The following is a 17,912-nucleotide window of genomic DNA, read 5'->3' as shown; positions in this document are numbered from 1 at the left end:
TCATTTGGCTTTCTCTGGCACCAATTCACTAAAGGACAAGAACTTATATCCTTTGCCGTAATATTTGCGTTAACACGACCAAATACAATAAGCACTGGCCGCTTCCGATTCTGTACGGTGCCAACTCGGCCAAGATCAAAACCTGTATATGCCGATAAATCGCTGAGATGTATTGTCCGTGTGATTCCGCTACACCTTGGTCATTCCGCCTGCCATTCTTAGTTTACCTTATACCCTCCTGAATAGGGTGCTATTGCAACTATTCGCCCGATTCCTTGATACATATGGAGGTTATTGAAACTAATTTCATTTAGACAATATCCGGTACCTTTTCCGGGAAAGGAGACAAATAAACACTCCCAGAAGCCAAAAACCGTCAACCGGAGGTCGCTGATCTTTTCCATATCTGCATAATCCTTCAACGTTAGTGTCATTGGAAGCATAGCCAAAAAATCCGCGGCAGCTGGACTGTCATTCAAAACGGCTTTATATTCGTCGTTTCCAACCGCCAATTTTATCTTCATTTCTCATTTCATCCTCTTCAGATAGTTACTAACTCAATCGTTTCATTTTTTGAAATAATTCGATTCCTTTTTTCAAACGCTGTAATCCATCGATAAGTCGTTCTTTAGAGCAAGCGTAATTCATGCGAATGAATCCATGTCCATTCCCGCCATAAATAGCGCCCTCAGAAACATACAACCCTGTCTTTTCCCTAATGAACTTGCACAATTGACCTGCGTTATCGGTTACGGCCTGGCAATTGATCCAAGCCAAATAGGTGGCTTCCGAAGGGATAGCTTGAAGTTGTGGCAGCTCACTAGCCAAAAATTGCTCAAGAAACTGCTTATTCGTCCTGAGATAATCTAATAAACCTTGCAGCCAAGGCTCGCCATCCGTGTAGGCAGAGATAGCCGCTTCAATCGCAAAAACATTAGGCTCGGCGACTTCATCGGTATTAATACCACGATTCACGAGTTTTCGGATCTCCGGGTTTGGAACAATAATGCTCGACGTTTGGATTCCCGCAAGATTGAATGTTTTCGTCGGCGCTACGCAGGTGATGCAGTTATGAGCGATCTCCTCCGATACGGAAGCGAATGGAACATACTTATTTCCTGGATGCGTTAAATCACAATGAATTTCATCAGAAAGGATAAGTACTTGATACTTGACGCAGAGCTTGCCCAGCTTCTCAAGATCTTGTCTGTTCCACACTTTACCGATTGGATTGTGCGGGTTGCAGAAAATCATCAGCGTTGTACCCGGATCTGAGAGCTTCTTCTCCACATCATCAAAGTCAATTGAATAGCGTTGGTCCTGGTATACCAACTCACTAGCGAGAACTTCCCGTTGATTATTCTTGATAGAGTTATAAAAAATATTATAAACTGGCGAAAGTACGAGAACTTTGTCGCCCGGATTGGTCATTTTACGCACGATTGAGGAAATTGCCGGCACGACACCCGTGGAAAACATAACCCATTCTTTTTGAATGGAATACTGATGTCGCCTTTCCCACCACCCGACAACCGCATCAAAGTAATGATCCGGCACCGTTGTATAACCATATATATGGTGGTTTAATCTCTCTTGCAGGGCGGCAACGACAGCTGGCGCGGTCTCAAAGTCCATATCCGCTACCCACATCGGCAGTTCTCCAGCGCCAACATCCCATTTATACGAATTCGTGTCTAAACGGTTTGTCATCTTATTAAAGTTAAATGACAAAGCGTTCACCTGCTTGTTGCAGCTCATACCTGGTTTTTGAGGCAATAATTTCATCGTCGTCAATAATGATCTCGCCGATACCTTTTGCTTTAATCTTACCGGAGATGGGGTTCTTTACGCTGTCGATGGCGGTCTTGGCTTCCACCTCAATGGTTGAATATTCGAATGCGAGGTCGGTATTAAGAATCGTTCCGCTCTCAATTACTAGATTATCCACATAACACATTCCCTGATTGCTTTCAATTGTACAATTAATGAATGTAATGTTTTTTGAATTCCAACCCAGATATTCTCCGATGATTAAGGAATCATAGACAGTGATATTCTCACAATTCCAGAATGCGTCTTTCGAGATCAGTTTCGCATGACGGATCGTCATATTTCTCGCTCCATCGAAAGCATAGTTTCCTACCAATGTGAAATTTTCGATGGCGATATTTTTGCTATTCATTCCAAAGTAGTCGCCCTTTGCGCTTACATGATTTAACTGTATATCTGAGCAGTTCCATAAGCTCTCGTGTGCATTGGGTAAATCGACTTTCGTCAAACGGATTCCGGTCGAACGCCGAAATGTCTTTGGTGCCTCGATGACGCTATCGTTAATAGAAATGTGATGCGTATACCAAATTCCTGATCGGGCCATTTCCAAAAAGGTCGTGTTGTCTATTTGGATGTCGTTGCAATACCATAAGGGATACTTCCATTTAAAAATGCTATTTTGAATCAAAATATCGTTACTTTCCTTTAGGGGAGACTCGCCATCAGCAAAAACAGAATTCGTGATATTAAGACCTTTACTTTTAAAAAGAGCCCTTTCCCCGGTTTGCATTTGTTGATCGATTACTTGCCTCATACTGTCTAATCCACTCCATTTTTGCTATATTAGTCCTAACATAATTTGTTAAGCACCAGGAAACGGCAGCTTGGGTTTCCTGGTGCTTTCTTCACTTAAAGTTTGTTGTATTCCTCATCTGATACGGGCTCTAACCATTCTGGTGTGCCCGCAGTAATTGCAATATGTTCAAACCAGCTATCTTTTGTAGCGCCATGCCAGTGTTTCACGCCATCATGGGTAACAATAACATCGCCGGCTTTCAGGAATTGGGGAGTTTTCCCATCTTCCTGGTACCAGCCTTCACCACCAGTTATCAATAAAAGCTGAAACCCATTTCGATGGATATGCCAGTTATTTCTGCAGCCGGGTTCAAAGGTCACATTCCCAACGCCAACATTAACTTTAGGATCGGCAACCAACGATTTCAGGTAACTCTGTCCAACAAAATATTTTGCAAAAGCTTCGTTCTTCTCTCCCACGGAAAAAATCACGCCATTTTGGACCTCTTCATGTTTAGCCATTTCGCATCCTCCACTTTCAATCAAAATGAGTATCTGCTGATTAATTTACTTTATTTTTCTCCCCAAAGACCGGAAAGAAGCTGTGCTCGCCGTAGTTCTGAATAGCCTCGATCTGCTTCAAAGTCTTCATGTCCTCAACGCTGATCACAAAATCAAGCTCTGCATTGTTTCTCATATGGTCCGGATTTGCCGTCTTTGGGATGACTACAAGACCAAGCTGGATATCGTATCGCAAGCTAAGCTGAGCAACAGATACACCATACTTCTCAGCTATTGCCTTAACCTCTGCATGATCAAGGATTGCACCGTGTGCGATTGGTGAATATGCTTCGACCAAGATGTCATTCTTCTGGCAAAATTGAATTAACTTGAATGGTGTGCTGCTCACATGTGCCAAGATCTGATTGACCATAGGCTTGATCTCACAGTTCGCAAGTATATTCTCCACATCGTCTTGAAGGAAGTTAGAAAGACCGATGGACTTAACTTTGCCTGCTTTATAAGCATCCTCCATGGCTTTCCATACTTCTTTATTTTCATTGAAATAACGGTTCCCCTCACGGAACTCGCTCCATGGCTGTGGGCTGTGAATAATCAATAGATCAATGTAATCCAGACCCAATTTAGTTAGAGACTCATTAATGGACTGCGTGGCTGCATCATAGCTCTTTGCTTCTGCGGCAACCTTTGTCGTAATGAAAAGTTCTTTTCGGTCGACGCCGCAGGAACGGATTCCCTTACCCACGCTAACTTCATTCGCATAAGCCTGAGCCGTATCGATATGGCGATATCCGATCGATATCGCATCGCGTACAGCCTGTTCAGCCTGTTCATCGTTAAGCAGCCAGGTGCCAAGTCCTAATTTGGGAATGACTACACCGTTAGATAGTTCGTACGTTTCGTTAAACATATGTTTTTGACTCCTTTGAATGGTTGGTTTATTAAACTTAAACTTCAGGAATGATTTCATTCACGCAGGCTAATGCATTTAGTGTGCGCGGAAAGCCTATATAGGGAAGGCAGTGGGTAATCGCAGCAATCAAGGTTTGCTTGTCATGGCCTACATTTACATTTCCCTGTAAATGTGCCTTGACTTGTCCATCGGCGCCTCCAAGCGCACACAGGATGCAAAGCGTCAATAGCTCCCTTGTCATCAAATCTAGTCCGCTGCGGGTATAGAAGTCGCCAAAACAAAAGGACGAAAGATAGTCCTGTATGTGTTTTTGATTTGCCGGCGCATTTTCGCGCATTTTAGGAATGACATCGCCGAATATCTTGATTTACACGGCAAGTCCTTGCTCGAACCGCGTGTCTTCTTCGACCTGTGTCTGGCTCTCGAGCGGCAATGCGACATCGGCAGTTTTGAAAACTTGGTTAACCTCATGGAGCGCATTCAACGTTTTAGGGAATCCCAGGTACGGCGCACATTGGTAGACCGCCTCTTTGATCACCACAGGCGTGAGTCCATCGTTCAGTGCGGCATGGACATGAGCTTTTAGCTGCGGCAGGGTTTGGTTCGTCGTCAGCACCACCAGCGTGATCAACTCGCGCCGTTTATCATCCAGATAACCCTGATCAAAAACATCTCCGAAGATAAAACGGCGCAGGATGTCCTGGAAATCCGGATCTGTCTCATACCCAGCCGGGACTGCGTCTCCAAAAAGCTGCTTGTACTTTTCATTGCTTTTCTTCACTCTGTTCATGCATAAACCTCCTTTCGCGTTTTTGACCAAAGCTAATGACTGCTAATATAACGGCAATCGTGACGGACACTGCGGCAGTCCAGCTCACCGTATGCACGGAATAGCGATCGACTACGAGGCCGCCTAATCCGCCGGCAGCCGCAATGCTAAGTTGCAAAACCGAGCCGTATAAGCTCAGCATGATGCCCGAAGCTTCTGGCGCCAACTCCACTAAGTTAAATTGGAGCTCCGGTCCAGATGACCAAGCCGAAAACCCCCACACGATAAGAAGAGGCATGGCGAGGACAGCCGAATGGACTAGCGTTGAGAGCAGGATGAGCGCAACGACATGAAGAGTCATTCCGCCCAATAGCGATCGTGGTATCCCGATTCGATCCGTCATAAAGCCGCCGAACTTCGAACCGACTAAAGTCGCGATGCCGAAGATGAACAGCGCCAGACTAATCTAATGCCCTCCCATCATGGTGACATTAAGCAGGAAAGGAACGATATAGGCACAAAGAATGGCATAACCCAATTGCCAGAAAAAAGTGATTCCGAAACCCGTCAATATCATCGGGCTTTTCATAAGGGCAATCTGCTTCCGAAGCGGAACAGCAGCTTCTCCTTCTGTAGCCGGGATCATTAGGCACACCGCAAAAACGGCCAATATGCTAAGAATGCCAATGCCCACAAAAATAAATTTCCTATTGAATGCCGCAGCCACAACCCGGCCGATCGGGACACCGACGATTAAGGCTGCACTGAATCCGAGGATGACCGTGCCGATCGCTCCGGCTTGCTTGCCTGGCGCCGCGAGCTTTGCAGCTATCGTTTTGGCGGCAATGACAAAAACACCTGCGCCGATAGCCAGAACGATTCGTGAAACGATCAGAAAGTCAAAACCAGGGAGCATAATCGTCATGACGCTTATAATCACAACGATCCAGAGCGCTAAAATCATAAGTTTTCGCCGGTCTAATTTTGCTGTCGCTATGACGAATAGTGGTGATCCGATGGCATTGGCTACCGCAAATACAGTAATCAACTGTCCAGCCGCAGCCACTGAAATATGAGCCCACTGAGAAATGTTGTCCAAAATACCTGCGATTACATACTCCGAGGTACACACAAATAAAACTGATGAAAGCAAGCATGTATATTTTCATCGTATGATTTTTTATACTATACTCACCTCGTATCATAATAAATTAATCGATGTTGATTGATTAATCGACATGTGTATATAATAAACCAAATTCAATTGGATTCAATCGTTAAAACCCCTTGGTTCGTCGATTAATCGACATACCGTTTAAATGTGTCAATTATTCAGGAAAAGGTAGATACATCTAGAATGCCTAAAATAGACAGAAGAATTCTCAAGTCGCAAGATGCCATTAAGAAAGCGGTAATCGAACTTATGTCGAAAAAGAGCTTCGATGACATTACCATACAGGATATTTCTGATAAGGCGAATGTACACCGCGCTACGATTTATCTCCATTACCAAGACAAGTTCGACCTTTTAAACAAGCTTATCGAGGAACATATTCAGGCCTTGCGAGAAATTAGCGATTGGGCATGTGAGATGGATTTGGGAACAGCAACACAAGCATTCTTTGACTATTTCGAACGAAACTACTTATTTTTCTCGACAATGCTGGCGAGCAAAGGCGCCCCTTCATTTCGAAGTTATTTTCTTGAATTTATTATTGAAGAATTCAAAGACGAGGTAGATCCATCCGAAGAGAGAAATCATGAGTTATCCGGAGAAGTCATGCTAAGATTTATGGGTACAGCATATGTTGGGATAGTCGAATGGTGGATCAATAAGGGAATGCTCTGTCCACCAGCAGAACTGGCAAAACAAGTAGGGGTTTTGTTAGAAAGAATAGTGTAGAGGCTTGAAGTTGGGGGCCTCGTGCAACTCGCGCTGGATGCTCATTATCAGGGTTGATCGGTGGTTCTTGATTGTTGTTGAATCTTTTCCAAAGTAAGGGGCTGTCCCAAAAGTAGTTTTTCTACGAGTAGAGGCAAATCCTTCTCATTTTCAAAACGGCAAAAAGGTCAAAAGAGCAACAATTCTCCCGTCACTCGAGAATTTTTGCTCTTTGTTTTTGGTCATTTGCAGCTTGCTTCAATAGATTGTGGGCAAGGGAAAGCCATCCGACCTCAAGCATTACTTATTCCATGCCGCGAAGCAGAAAGCGCCGGAAGCCCCGGTTATTTTTCAGTTGTCCAAATACACTTTCCGGTTCCGTCATTCGGCGTACGGCCAGGGTGTAACCTTCCTCACTTCGCAAGATCTCATGAGCCTGCTTTTGGTATCGCAGTCGTTCCAATCTAACAACCACTTCCCGATCTCCGGCTGCCTTCGTGCAGCGTTCCTTCAGCGGACAGCCCTCGCAGCTCTGACTTCGGTAATGACGTTTGTGAATTTCATATCCACTCTGTGAGATTTCCTTGCTTTCTCTGCGGAAATGCAGCATCTTCCCGGCGGGGCACGTCCAGTTATCCTCGGCTGTATTGTAGGTCCAGTTCTCGATTTTACCAACATTCGCTTTCCAGGCTTTGCTCTTTTCCATGTGGTAGCTGCCGTACTTAACCACTGCCTGAATCTCTTTCTTTTCCAGATAGGCGTAGTTTTCTTCGCTGCCGTAGCCGGATCCGCAATGACTGTCTTTGGCAGTTTTCCGAGGATCTGCTGCGCTTTTTCCATATGCGGTTCTAAGCAGCGGGTGTCGGTCGGTCTTTGGTGTAAACTGTAGGCTAAAATAAACTGGTTTTCGGTCCCGATTTGCACATTGTATCCCGGTTTGAGCTGGCCATTTCGCATGTGGTCTCCCTTCATCCTCATGAAAGTCGCATCCGGGTCGATCTTGCTAAAACTGTTTCAGTCGCCAAGCAGCTTTTGGTACTGTTCGTACTTCAGTAATCGGGGTAGCAAATCCTTCTGAAGCTTCCGAACGGCTTTTTTCAGTGGTTTGTCCTTGGGCTTCTCCAGCAGTTGCGACTCTAGCGCCTGAGTCATTTGTTCAAGTTTTTTACTGTCGATCTCGGTGGACTAGCCAAGTTCCTTCAGGTCCTGGCCACGGTGTTCCTGTTCTTCTTGGTTCTCTGCGGCCTCAATGTCGGCAAACAACACCTGTACCTTTTCTTGGAGTTTGGCCTTATGCTTACTCACCGCTTTGCTCCACACGAAAGTGTAACGATTGGCGTTCGCCTCGATTTTGGTTCCGTCCACAATGTAATGCTCCAGGGAAACGTATTTTTCGTCAGCCAGAAACTGAAGCACGGCGGTAAATACGGTTTCAAGGACGTCCTTCATCCGCTGAGAACGAAAGCGGTTAAGCGTGCGGAAATCCGGGCGTTGTCGTCCCGCCAGCCACATGAAGGGAATGTTCTCCCGTACCGCTTTAGCGATTTGGCGGGACGAATAGATTCGCTGAGTGTAAGCGTAGATAATAACTTTGGTGAGCATTTTAGGATGGTAGCTGTCGCGGCCGCCGCCGGGATAAGCCGCGTCAAAGATGGTGTCGTCCAGCCGGTTGACGGCTGCATTCACGACACGAACGAGGTGATGTTCTGGAATATCTTCTTCCAGATCCATTGGCAAGCAAAGTTGGTCCATGGACTATTGAATGTACAAAGAAATCGCTCCTTTTTTGAAATGGTTGCTCGACACTTCCATTTTACCAAAGGGCGTTTTCTTTTTGTGATTTTTGTAAGAATTGTAGGAATGTTCCCCCGCTTAAACAGCGGAAAGGACGGACTGATTGTGGAAAAGCGGTAGCGGTCGCCTTGGTCTCCGGATTTTCACCGCTAAGGGGAATGAAAAAAATCTGGAGAGCACAGCGATTGGAACAACGGTCCGTTCGCGCAGCGTCCTCACCTAGCGCAAGTGTCTATCCGACTCTAAAAACAAGGGGCGTCCCAGCCATTTCTTGGCTTTTGGGACAGCCCTTCTTAAAGATTTTCGATCATTAAGCACTTATTCATACGGATTTGTTGCGCCAAACTGCCCGAGGGGGTTCAATAAAAGGACGATCCCACATTGATATGATCCACCTATTGTAGACAGAAAAAAGCAAGCCGATTATTCTGTCTACTATGGAGGGGATTTTTTATGGGCGAAATGAGGAAAACGTACGATGAGAAATTTAAGAAAAAGACAGTAGACCTCTACCTCAAAAAGGGGTTGGGATATAAACGTGTAGCACGTGAAATGGGGATTAATGATTCCTTGGTTCGCCGATGGGTGAAGCACTTTAAGGTGGAGGGATTAAAGGGTCTTGAAGAAAAACGGGGTAAAGCGAAAGGACCAGGAATAGGCAGACCCCGAACACGTCCCGAAGATCCAGAGGTCAAGATCAAACGCCTCGAGGCGGAAAATGAAATGTTAAAAAAGCTCTTTGAGATGTGAAGGGAGGAATTGACGCTGTTCCGAGCAACAAAAAGTCAGCCAAATACGCAAAAAAGGGCATCGTTTGCAAAAGAGGGCAAGAAGCACCCCAGGTGCCTCTTGCCCTCTTTCACTTGATAAAATGAATTAATCCTTTTAAGGTCAGATTGAAATTGTCCAATTAAATGACGTCCTTTTTGAGAAAATGCGACATACCCTAAACGCAATGCGTGGCGCAGATTTGGATTCATATTTGCGTTGAAAAATCGGCTTCTCGGAAGAGTTCGTTTTTCCCTTACCCTTAGCAGCAGCCGAATTATTAATCAAACAATAAAACAACAACCGGTTATTTCGGTTGTTGTTTTTATAGCCATATAAAGGGCGCTCCGTAGTTGCAGCAGGAAGATCCTCCGGCAGATCATTATTTTTGAAACGAAACGAGATATGCTTAACTGCATGGCGGAACCGAACAGACTAAACCATGATACCTGTGGCTTCTGGAATTCTATTCTTTGTTGAATTGTCGTGTATCCTTCCAAGACTCTTTGTAAAGAGTTCCATTATTACATTATCAAGGGAGCTCCCATAATCCAATCAATATCTTCAAATACTTCGATGTAATCATCAAAGGTATCGAAAAAGCATATAGTGCTCGAAGGTTGGTTATTTGTGGTATATTCATGGACCATGATAGGACCATGTTCCAATTTCCAAACCGTATGAATGCGAGTAACTCTGTTTCCCTCGCGTTCCCCCTATTTCGCAAAATACGGATATACCCATACGGGTATTATAACACGTAGAATTTTCAACATAACTTTTATTAAATATTAGCCTAAGCTCATATTCAGCCGTCACGCTGTTGTACGTCCACGACTTGCTTCCGTTACCGGTACTGGATGAGGCCGATCCTGTTTAACTTATAGAAAGTCATCTTGCATTGTAATCAAACCAATCAATGTATGCAGGACTTCCGGCATTCTTGCCGTTACCAGTGGCGTATAATCCGAAATATACTCCTGTAAAACCCCCTGCAACTTCACTAGAGAGCAAGCCACATTCCCCTTGTCCAAGTATTATTCTTTCCCCGTTCGGAACATAGAAGGCAAAGGTATACAGTTTCGGATCAGCCTCGACTTCCAGGATTATACTCTGACTTGTGTATTCTACTTCCGCTTCGATGTTCGACAGCGTTCCGAGTCTTCTGCGCAGCAGGACAACCTTTCGTCCATTCTTAAATGCCAAAGCGATTTCATAGTGAAATCTTTCATCCATGATGACCGTCAAGCCTGCTTCATCGCCTTCAAGAGCAGGATCAAACTCGATCAGAGACGAAACAGTGCACTCCATATGCTGCTGTCTACGGCCTACAAACGCCGGGGAATCCGGGTCATCTAGAGTTAAGCGAGAACCCCTGAGTGTCAGCCAGCCTGGACGTTCGGTAAGTGACCAATCTGCTGAGTATGGATTCCGTATGAAATTCCAGTTGTCTGACAGCTTCTGTTCAGAAAAGTGTTCACGTGTAACAGGTATCGCTGATTCGGCGGACATAAAGGCTGGTGCGGCCATCTGTAAGTCAATACTGCCTTTCGTCCCGATTACAGGCCACCCTTCTTCAGACCACTGGACAGGTGCGAGAAAGGTCTCTCGCCCCAAATGATGCTTCCTTGACACTGTGCGTATCCCTAGACACACAGCCCACCAGCTTCCATCATGAGCCTGTACAAGATCAGCATGTCCTGTAGCCTGAACCGAACAGCTTAAGCTGCGGTGACTGAGAATGGGATTCTCCGGGTCAGCTTCAAAGGGGCCATATGGCTGCGAACTGCGGGCAATCGTTACCATATGGCCATATTCCGTGCCCCCTTCGGAAATCATAAGATAGTATTCCCCTTGAATGACATAGAGGTGGGGGCCTTCAGGAGACTTCCCTCCCGTCCCCTTCCAGATTAAACGGCGAGTCGACAGTAATCTGCCTGATTCCAGATCAATTTCCGCCTGATAGATTCCCGCTTCTTCACCTTCGAAGTCATTGGTGCCAGTAATATACACCTTTCCATCTTCATCACAGAATAGGGAAGGATCAATTCCGGGCCAATCCAGCCAAACAGGTTCAGACCAGGGACCACTAGGTTTGAGTGCACGTACGTAGAAATTCCCGCCCTCTATTCTTCTTACATTCGTGGTAATCATATAGAAATATCCCTTAATGTGTCGCAGAGTAGGTGCGAATATTCCATAGGAGCTGGGAATACGGGCGAGATTGATTTGTTCTTTCCGGTCCAGACAATGCCCGATCTGCTGCCAGTGAATAAGGTCCCGGCTATGGAAGATGGGCACGCCCGGAAAATAATGAAAGGAACTGGACACCAGATAGTAATCTTCACCTACTCTACATATGCTCGGGTCAGGGTGAAAGCCCGGAATGACCGGATTCATATATTGCATACCAGCCCACCTCCATTTTGTGTGTCCCACTATGGTTATTTTATAAGTATCGACATTAAATCAGCTCCAGGCTGGATAGTTTCGTTCATGCTTAAAACAACTACATCTATAAACTGATCCGTATTCGTTACAATGATCGGCGTCGTAAGCTCAAAGCCTGCCGCTTTAATTTTGTCTATATCGAATTCCAACAGCAGGTCCCCTTTTTGGACCCTTGCATTCTCCATAACATGGGCCTGATAATGCTCACCTTTCAGTTTCACAGTGTTAATTCCGACATGAATTAGGAGCTCAGCCCCTGCTTCTGTAGTAATTAGAACAGCGTGCTTCGTAGGGAACATTCTTGAGATAACACCATCTACCGGAGAGTATATCTTTCCTTCACCTGGCTCAACCGCAATCCCTTTACCCATTGCTCCTGATGAGAAAACCTCATCATTCACTGCACTTAGCGGCTTAACCTGTCCACTTAATGGACTGCCCACAATTTCCTCTGCTTCTGTATAAATGGGTTGTTGTACAAGCGCCGAAGCAGCATCCGCTAGCTCTTCTGTCTGTGCGGCATCTGTTTTGCTCTCATAGCCGAAGACTACGACAAGAATAGCTGAAATGGCAATCGTTACAATAAAAGAAATCAATAATGGAACGAGCGGTGAGAACGCGCCTAGTGAAAAAATATTTGCAAATACAAAACCGGTCATCTCTACATTAGCTGCACCACTTATGGCACCGCCGATAGCTCCCGCAATAATAATCATGGGAATTGTCCGTCTGTAACGCAAGACGAGCCCGTAAACGATAGGTTCAGTAACACCTGCCACGATTCCCGCCAGAGCAGCTGGACCTGAAGCTTGTTTGAGTTCTTTATTTTTTGTTTTCAAGTATATCCCCAGTGCAATGCCAATCTGCGCCATATTAGCTGCGGCGGTCATAACCAGGATCTTCGTATGTCCTGTGGAAGCGATGTCAGCCATTACTACCGGGAACAAACCCCAGTGCAATCCCAGCACAACCAGAAAAGTGAAGCTTGCCCCGATCACGGCTCCGGTCAGCAAGCCGCTGGTATTCATGAGAAAGTCAATTCCTGCAGCGATCCCGTCCCCGACATATACTCCGAATGGCCCAAGTAATAGAGCAGTCAATGGCACGACAATGGCTATGGATACCGTTGGGACAATAATCAACTGCAGATTTTTAGGAACAATTCTTAGCAGGAACCGTTCCAGCGCGGCATAAATGCCAATTGAGATAAACACCGGGAAGATTTGGCCTGAGTAGTCCGCAGTCAGAACAGGAATACCCAAAAAGTCAACGGGACCCTGCGCTGACAGCAGCCCAGTAAAGTTCGGCTCCAGCAACGCTACACCAATAATCGCGCTGACATACGGGTTAGCCCCCAACTTGAGGGCGAGCGTAATCGCAACCAGTACCGGCATGAAATAGAAGACGGCATTCCCTGCGGCAGACCAGATATGGTAAGCGCCGCTTTCTGTAGACATCCACCCCAGACTTGTAAATACGACCAGCATGGCTTTTACCAATCCTGATCCAATCAGGGCTGACAATAGTGGAGTAAATGTGCCAGAGATAATCCCGAATATTCGTGCACTCCATTTTTCTTTGTTGGAATCAGCTTTTGCCCCTGAAGCTTTCACAGCTCCTATAGCCGGTAATTCTTTATATACCTCAGATACATGGCTGCCAATGACCACCTGAAATTCCCCACCGCTTTCTACCACACTAATAATTTCCTTTGTGTTTTGCAGCGCTGCCTTTTGCGCTAAGGAGACATCATTCAACCTGAAGCGAAGTCGTGTGGTACAGTGTATTACGGAAGACACATTCTTCTCTCCACCCACATTTTCCAGAATATAATTGGCCAATTCACGATTGTTCATCTTACTCACTCCTCTTTTAGAATTAACAGCACATCTTGATAAGAACATTTATAGAAATAGAAAAAACCCGAACCAACATTGCCTGCGGAGAGAAATCCCCCTTTGACAATATTGGATCAGGTTTAGCCTGCCTAAGCAGTAACAATCCTGACTACTCTTCAGTTTTGGCTTCCTCGCGGCTGGTGACCCGCCGGATATGAAGCATACAGTAGACCATCTCTTCTTTGGTAAGCTCGATGTGGTGGCTTTTATGCAAGTATTCTTGGATCTTTCTGGTGGTATGGTAGGTCTTAGGGAATTTCCCCTTCAACTGTTCAAATAGGAAGTCTTCTTCTTCATGCAACAACTCATTGCGCAAGGACCGGTACACAAAATATTTCAGGTGCGTCACAAATCGCGTATAGCTTAAAGAATCCTCGTTGAACTCGATCCCGTAATCATATTTGACGATGTTCAACACATCCTTGACAATTTTGGTCACAGCTATTGTTTCTTGCATTTCATGACCGCCCTGAGCTGCATTCACAAAATGAAGAGCAATAAATCCCGCCTCATCTTCAGGTAGCGTTACCCCAGTAACAGATTCAATGATATGAAGTGCCTTCAATCCAACCGCAAATTCCTTTTTGTAGAATCTTTGGATTTCCCAGAGCAGGGCATTCTTGATCTGCATCCCTTCGCCGATCCGGGTAATAGAGTAGCTGATATGATCTGTTAACGTTAAGTAGATATTATTGCTCAGCTTATGCTGAAGTTGCTGTTCAGCAAGTGTTACAATTTGGTCCGTCAATTCCAAATACCTGGTGGGAATCTCGCTGAGCAGCTCCGACAGCTTTGCCGCAAGTTCCCTGGTCTCAAGTACGAATGTTTTTTCGATCAGGGTTTCATCGAGAACTTCGCCTGCTTTTTTCTGAAAAGCAACTCCTTTGCCCATGATTACCATCTCAGTGCGGTTTTCTTTTTCCACCAAAACGACGTTATTATTGAAAATCCGTTTGATAATCATTCGTAACATTCGCCCTTTAACATTTAATAAAAAATAAACCTAAATCGATTCAGAACTAAATGCTCTGACTCAATTTAGGTTTTGCCTGTACACACAGTAACAATCCTAATTGTTGTGAGGTCAGTATAACAAAAAAGTAAATCGTTTTCAACTTAAAAAAAGTACAATATTTTAGCACGTGATTGTTTTGAAACGAAACGAGAAATGCTTAATTGCAAGACGGAATCGAACAGACTAAACCATGATACCTGTGGCTGATGGAATTCTATTTATTGTTGAATGGTTGTATCCTTCCAGGACTCTTGGTAACGAGTTCCTCTATTACATTATCAAGGGAGCTCCCATAATCCAATCAACATCTTCAAATACTTCGATGTAATCATCAATGGTATCGAAAAAGCATATAGTGCTCGAAGGTTGGTTATTTGTGGTATATTCATGAACCATGATAGGGCCATGTTCCAATTTCCAAACCGTATGAATGCGAGTAACTCTGTTTCCCTCGTGTATGAATCCCATCTCAATATGTCTAATCGCCCGTTTGCTGTGCAACTTATCGTTTTCCCTGATGATAATTGGATACTTTGTCATTTATAAATAACCACCTCCCCGTTTTCTGTAAGCAGCCAAACTACATTCTGCTACCCAGACGAAAAGATTAGATGCCAAATCGATCGTAAAGAGCTAACACGTTACTTTCGTGTAAAACTAAAAATTTTGAACATAATATGTGGGCTTCTCCCAATTCCATCTTTTCGGTATATAATCGATATTGATCGTTTAGGCGACATATGTATATAATATTATATAGAATCAAGCTAATTGCAATCGTTAAATTAACGATATTTGTCGATTATTATACAAATCATCAGTAAGTGTTGATTATTTAAGAAAATATTGTGAGCCTAACAGGGCGAATTTTAACCGTGCAACTATATATCTTCATTACATTGATAATCAACGAATATGCATGTGAAATGGAGTAAATATAAATGAAGAAAGAAATCACGGATTGAATGAAGATGTTATGGGTTGCTTTATAGGAACAGCTTTTGTAGGGATAGTGGAATGGTGGATAAGGAAAGGTATGCCTTATCCACCTCATGTCATGGCAAATCAAGTGGGAATGTTTCTGCCGTTGGACTCGGACCTAGAGGGCTATTACGCTCATCCCACTCCTTGTCCAACCATGATTAGGCTAGTTAGGGCATGAATCCGAATCACCTGTGATAATATGAATGACAAGAAGGTAAGGGATTACCTAAGAGCTATTTGATTATCCTACAACATTGGAATCCTCCATTCGTCTGTACAAATAAACCCTTGGATATATCGTTGCTATGCTTAATACTAAGAACAAAATCCCCCCCATTACGACGTATTGCGTACTTATTCCCGATACGAATATTCCGCATACAGCTGCGCCAATCGTTGTACCCAAGTTGGCAGATGTCAGAAAGACGCCGTTCGCGAATTCGGGAGCCTCCGGCGCTGCAGACACAATCCAATATTGAGTGATGTTGCCTCCTATGCCGCCCAAGAATCCCCACATCAAAATAATAAAGGCCATCGGTACGCTGAACTGTCCCATGAGAAAAAGCATGATGTAAACTGCTCCCATTGCAAATGGATAAGATTTTACCGTTCTTAATGCATGATTAGCAAGCAGCTTCCCTGCAATCATGTTTCCAACAATATTGGCTGAACCGTATAGGAATAACATCAAACTGATTGTGTTCCAGGCATAATTCGTCACGGTTTTCAGATACTCAGCAAGGTAACTGTACACTCCGAATACAGCTCCGTTCATGAAGATGACACCTGCAATGGAAAGCCAGGTAACGGATCTTCTTAATATACGCAATTGAGTGCCATAAGAGAGCCTTTCTGCAACAGGCATTGATGGTACGAACAGGAGGGTCGCGACGAATGCGACTGTCGTTACGGCAGCAAAGAACAACATCGCATAGGCAAGCGAAGTGTAGGTGCCAATCAAGCTCGAGACCGGTACGCCAAGCACCATCCCTGCAGACACGCCAATGAATACTTTGGCCACTGCCTTCGAAGCTTCTTCCTTGCGGACCCACGCCGCCGCGACGGTAAATGCCAATGAACAATAAACAGGATGGAAAAAAGCTGGGACGACACGAACAATCAATAATACGGTAAAGTTTGTTGTAAAGACGGAGACAAGGCTGCCCACAATAAAAATACCAAGCACAAGCAACATGACATGCTTGCGGTTCATTCGTGAAAACAACAAAGGCAAAATGGGACCGGATATGGCAACCGCAAGCGCAAATAGACTCACGAGGAGCCCTGCGGTGGAGATGCTGACCTGGTAGTGTTCCGCAATCAACGGCAAGATTCCAATCACGCCCATCTCGGTATTCAAGATACCGAATACACCCAAAGTCAATATATAGACAATTAAATGATTTCGATTAGTCTTCATAGGCCATAGACGTCGAGAGATCACGGTAGGCATCGATCTGCGACCGGAGGTCGGCAATCTTCTGCTCTGCAATGCCGATCGCGTCGGCGCCTGCAATAAAGCGTCGCGGCGGCTTAACTTCGCTTGTAATCATGAGGAGTGCTTTGGCGAGCTTGTTCGGGTCGCCGGACTGTTGCCCGTTCTGGCTTTTAAAAAATGTCATGTAGCTAGCCCTGCCGTCAGCGTAGTCCTCGATCGACGGTTTGGCGTAAGTCGACGACGACTCTGTAAGAAGTTCCGTACGGAAAAATCCCGGGTTGACAATGGTCGTATGAATGCTGAATGGAGCTGTTTCAGGCGCTAACGACTCCATCCACCCCTCAAGCGCAAATTTCGAAGCACAATAGGCGGAATTAAATTCGAATCCGGAAATGCCGGCGCCCGAAGAAATCGAGATGATATGGCCGGAACGCTGCTTGCGCATTCCAGGTAACACCGCCCGGGTAACGTTCATCGGGCCAATCAAAGCCACCTGTAGCTGATCTTCGATTTGGTCCGGGGTCAGTTCCTCGAAGAAGCCTCCATAGAAGTGTGCGGCATTATTGACCAGCACATCGACAGTCCCGAACCGGTCGATTGCCGCCTTGACTGCAGACTCTGCATCGGCAGGTCGGGTAACGTCCAATTGGACGACCAATAGATTCTCGGCTTCGCCGATTGCCTTAGTCACCGCATCCGGATTACGGCCGGTAGCCACAACCTTGTGCCCGGCGTTTAAAGCTGCTTTCACGAAATGGGCACCCATACCTCGACCTGCTCCCGTGATAAACCAAACCTTTGTTGTATTCATGTAATTCATTCCCTCCAGCCTCCAATCATGTGATGAATATATTTAAATTACGCCGATTATCGGCTGCTCCGAGGCAAAACCCGGATCGTCGCCGATGTCCCG

The 17,912-nt window shown here is 45.2% G+C and carries 17 protein-coding genes and 1 pseudogene; 3 read left to right on the top strand and 15 right to left on the bottom strand.

The window, feature by feature from the left end; translation table 11 throughout:
• Window positions 1–218: 218 nt before the first annotated feature.
• The 9 genes from NSU14_RS05655 to NSU14_RS05615 all read right to left on the bottom strand — a co-directional run bounded on the left by NSU14_RS05655 (window position 219) and on the right by NSU14_RS05615 (window position 5,922).
• On the bottom strand, window positions 219–524 hold the full coding sequence (locus NSU14_RS05655) for a cyclophilin-like fold protein (protein WP_336100958.1): 306 nt from the start codon (window positions 522–524) through the stop codon (window positions 219–221).
• A gap of 28 nt (window positions 525–552) precedes the next feature.
• Window positions 553–1,710 (bottom strand): MalY/PatB family protein, encoded by a 1,158-nt coding sequence (locus NSU14_RS05650; protein ID WP_340943393.1) that lies wholly within the window; start codon window positions 1,708–1,710, stop codon window positions 553–555.
• A 10-nt stretch (window positions 1,711–1,720) separates the two neighbouring features.
• The gene (locus NSU14_RS05645) at window positions 1,721–2,584 is read right to left on the bottom strand and encodes a DUF3737 family protein (protein ID WP_336100959.1); all 864 of its coding nucleotides are present in this window, start codon (window positions 2,582–2,584) and stop codon (window positions 1,721–1,723) included.
• Window positions 2,585–2,679: 95 nt separating this feature from the next.
• Complete coding sequence (locus NSU14_RS05640; protein ID WP_336100961.1) at window positions 2,680–3,087, bottom strand: cupin domain-containing protein; 408 nt, start codon at window positions 3,085–3,087, stop codon at window positions 2,680–2,682.
• Between the two features lie 40 nt (window positions 3,088–3,127).
• Complete coding sequence (locus NSU14_RS05635; protein ID WP_336100963.1) at window positions 3,128–3,997, bottom strand: aldo/keto reductase; 870 nt, start codon at window positions 3,995–3,997, stop codon at window positions 3,128–3,130.
• 37 nt (window positions 3,998–4,034) lie between these two features.
• Entirely contained in the window at window positions 4,035–4,337 is a 303-nt protein-coding gene (locus NSU14_RS05630; protein ID WP_336100964.1) for a carboxymuconolactone decarboxylase family protein, read from the bottom strand.
• A 30-nt stretch (window positions 4,338–4,367) separates the two neighbouring features.
• Window positions 4,368–4,790, bottom strand: coding sequence for a carboxymuconolactone decarboxylase family protein (locus tag NSU14_RS05625; RefSeq protein WP_336100965.1), 423 nt, complete (start codon window positions 4,788–4,790; stop codon window positions 4,368–4,370).
• Window positions 4,765–5,208, bottom strand: coding sequence for an MFS transporter (locus NSU14_RS05620; protein WP_340948894.1), 444 nt, complete (start codon window positions 5,206–5,208; stop codon window positions 4,765–4,767). The genes NSU14_RS05625 and NSU14_RS05620 overlap by 26 nt, the downstream gene beginning before the upstream one ends.
• Before the next feature lie 27 nt (window positions 5,209–5,235).
• Complete coding sequence (locus tag NSU14_RS05615) at window positions 5,236–5,922, bottom strand: MFS transporter (protein WP_340943389.1); 687 nt, start codon at window positions 5,920–5,922, stop codon at window positions 5,236–5,238.
• Between the two features lie 204 nt (window positions 5,923–6,126).
• Here NSU14_RS05615 and NSU14_RS05610 point away from each other — a divergent pair, with 204 nt between their 5' ends.
• Window positions 6,127–6,672: a TetR/AcrR family transcriptional regulator gene (locus tag NSU14_RS05610; protein WP_336100969.1), complete on the top strand. Its 546-nt coding sequence runs from the start codon at window positions 6,127–6,129 to the stop codon at window positions 6,670–6,672.
• Window positions 6,673–6,862: 190 nt separating this feature from the next.
• On the opposite strand, the pseudogene NSU14_RS35935 reads toward NSU14_RS05610, so the two are convergent.
• Window positions 6,863–8,403: pseudogene (locus NSU14_RS35935) on the bottom strand (IS1182 family transposase).
• Window positions 8,404–8,898: 495 nt separating this feature from the next.
• On the opposite strand from NSU14_RS35935, the gene NSU14_RS05595 reads away from it, so the two are divergent.
• Complete coding sequence (locus NSU14_RS05595) at window positions 8,899–9,195, top strand: transposase (RefSeq protein ID WP_336100973.1); 297 nt, start codon at window positions 8,899–8,901, stop codon at window positions 9,193–9,195.
• A 909-nt stretch (window positions 9,196–10,104) separates the two neighbouring features.
• Here NSU14_RS05595 and NSU14_RS05590 read toward each other — a convergent pair.
• The 3 genes from NSU14_RS05590 to licT all read right to left on the bottom strand — a co-directional run bounded on the left by NSU14_RS05590 (window position 10,105) and on the right by licT (window position 14,526).
• Entirely contained in the window at window positions 10,105–11,622 is a 1,518-nt protein-coding gene (locus tag NSU14_RS05590; RefSeq protein WP_336100974.1) for a glycoside hydrolase family 43 protein, read from the bottom strand.
• Between the two features lie 35 nt (window positions 11,623–11,657).
• The gene (locus NSU14_RS05585; protein WP_336100975.1) at window positions 11,658–13,520 is read right to left on the bottom strand and encodes a beta-glucoside-specific PTS transporter subunit IIABC; all 1,863 of its coding nucleotides are present in this window, start codon (window positions 13,518–13,520) and stop codon (window positions 11,658–11,660) included.
• Window positions 13,521–13,671: 151 nt separating this feature from the next.
• On the bottom strand, window positions 13,672–14,526 hold the full coding sequence (licT, locus tag NSU14_RS05580) for a BglG family transcription antiterminator LicT (RefSeq protein WP_336100976.1): 855 nt from the start codon (window positions 14,524–14,526) through the stop codon (window positions 13,672–13,674).
• A gap of 1,012 nt (window positions 14,527–15,538) precedes the next feature.
• Between licT and NSU14_RS35930 the strand changes: the two genes are divergently transcribed.
• The gene (locus NSU14_RS35930) at window positions 15,539–15,739 is read left to right on the top strand and encodes a TetR-like C-terminal domain-containing protein (protein ID WP_418793862.1); all 201 of its coding nucleotides are present in this window, start codon (window positions 15,539–15,541) and stop codon (window positions 15,737–15,739) included.
• 63 nt (window positions 15,740–15,802) lie between these two features.
• On the opposite strand, the gene NSU14_RS05570 is transcribed toward NSU14_RS35930, so the two are convergent.
• Together NSU14_RS05570 and NSU14_RS05565 are read right to left on the bottom strand one after the other, a co-directional pair.
• Window positions 15,803–16,981, bottom strand: coding sequence for an MFS transporter (locus tag NSU14_RS05570; protein WP_336100980.1), 1,179 nt, complete (start codon window positions 16,979–16,981; stop codon window positions 15,803–15,805).
• The gene (locus tag NSU14_RS05565; RefSeq protein ID WP_336100981.1) at window positions 16,971–17,819 is read right to left on the bottom strand and encodes an SDR family NAD(P)-dependent oxidoreductase; all 849 of its coding nucleotides are present in this window, start codon (window positions 17,817–17,819) and stop codon (window positions 16,971–16,973) included. The genes NSU14_RS05570 and NSU14_RS05565 overlap by 11 nt, the downstream gene beginning before the upstream one ends.
• Window positions 17,820–17,912: the final 93 nt, after the last annotated feature.

The sequence above is a fragment of the Paenibacillus sp. FSL R10-2771 genome (assembly GCF_038000205.1).
Lineage (GTDB): Bacteria > Bacillota > Bacilli > Paenibacillales > Paenibacillaceae > Paenibacillus_AQ > Paenibacillus_AQ phytohabitans.
The sequence above is the reverse complement of the archived record's forward strand: the minus strand, read 5'-3'. Positions and strand labels throughout refer to the sequence as shown.

Bases quoted from the DNA above. Each gene is read 5' to 3' on its own strand.
- NSU14_RS05655 (WP_336100958.1), bottom strand. From the start codon at position 524: ATGAAGATAAAATTGGCGGTTGGAAACGACGAATATAAAGCCGTTTTG.
- NSU14_RS05650 (WP_340943393.1), bottom strand. From the start codon at position 1,710: ATGACAAACCGTTTAGACACGAATTCGTATAAATGGGATGTTGGCGCT.
- NSU14_RS05645 (WP_336100959.1), bottom strand. From the start codon at position 2,584: ATGAGGCAAGTAATCGATCAACAAATGCAAACCGGGGAAAGGGCTCTT.
- NSU14_RS05640 (WP_336100961.1), bottom strand. From the start codon at position 3,087: ATGGCTAAACATGAAGAGGTCCAAAATGGCGTGATTTTTTCCGTGGGA.
- NSU14_RS05635 (WP_336100963.1), bottom strand. From the start codon at position 3,997: ATGTTTAACGAAACGTACGAACTATCTAACGGTGTAGTCATTCCCAAA.
- NSU14_RS05630 (WP_336100964.1), bottom strand. From the start codon at position 4,337: ATGCGCGAAAATGCGCCGGCAAATCAAAAACACATACAGGACTATCTT.
- NSU14_RS05625 (WP_336100965.1), bottom strand. From the start codon at position 4,790: ATGAACAGAGTGAAGAAAAGCAATGAAAAGTACAAGCAGCTTTTTGGA.
- NSU14_RS05610 (WP_336100969.1), top strand. From the start codon at position 6,127: ATGCCTAAAATAGACAGAAGAATTCTCAAGTCGCAAGATGCCATTAAG.
- NSU14_RS05595 (WP_336100973.1), top strand. From the start codon at position 8,899: ATGGGCGAAATGAGGAAAACGTACGATGAGAAATTTAAGAAAAAGACA.
- NSU14_RS05590 (WP_336100974.1), bottom strand. From the start codon at position 11,622: ATGCAATATATGAATCCGGTCATTCCGGGCTTTCACCCTGACCCGAGC.
- NSU14_RS05585 (WP_336100975.1), bottom strand. From the start codon at position 13,520: ATGAACAATCGTGAATTGGCCAATTATATTCTGGAAAATGTGGGTGGA.
- licT (WP_336100976.1), bottom strand. From the start codon at position 14,526: ATGATTATCAAACGGATTTTCAATAATAACGTCGTTTTGGTGGAAAAA.
- NSU14_RS05570 (WP_336100980.1), bottom strand. From the start codon at position 16,981: ATGAAGACTAATCGAAATCATTTAATTGTCTATATATTGACTTTGGGT.
- NSU14_RS05565 (WP_336100981.1), bottom strand. From the start codon at position 17,819: ATGAATTACATGAATACAACAAAGGTTTGGTTTATCACGGGAGCAGGT.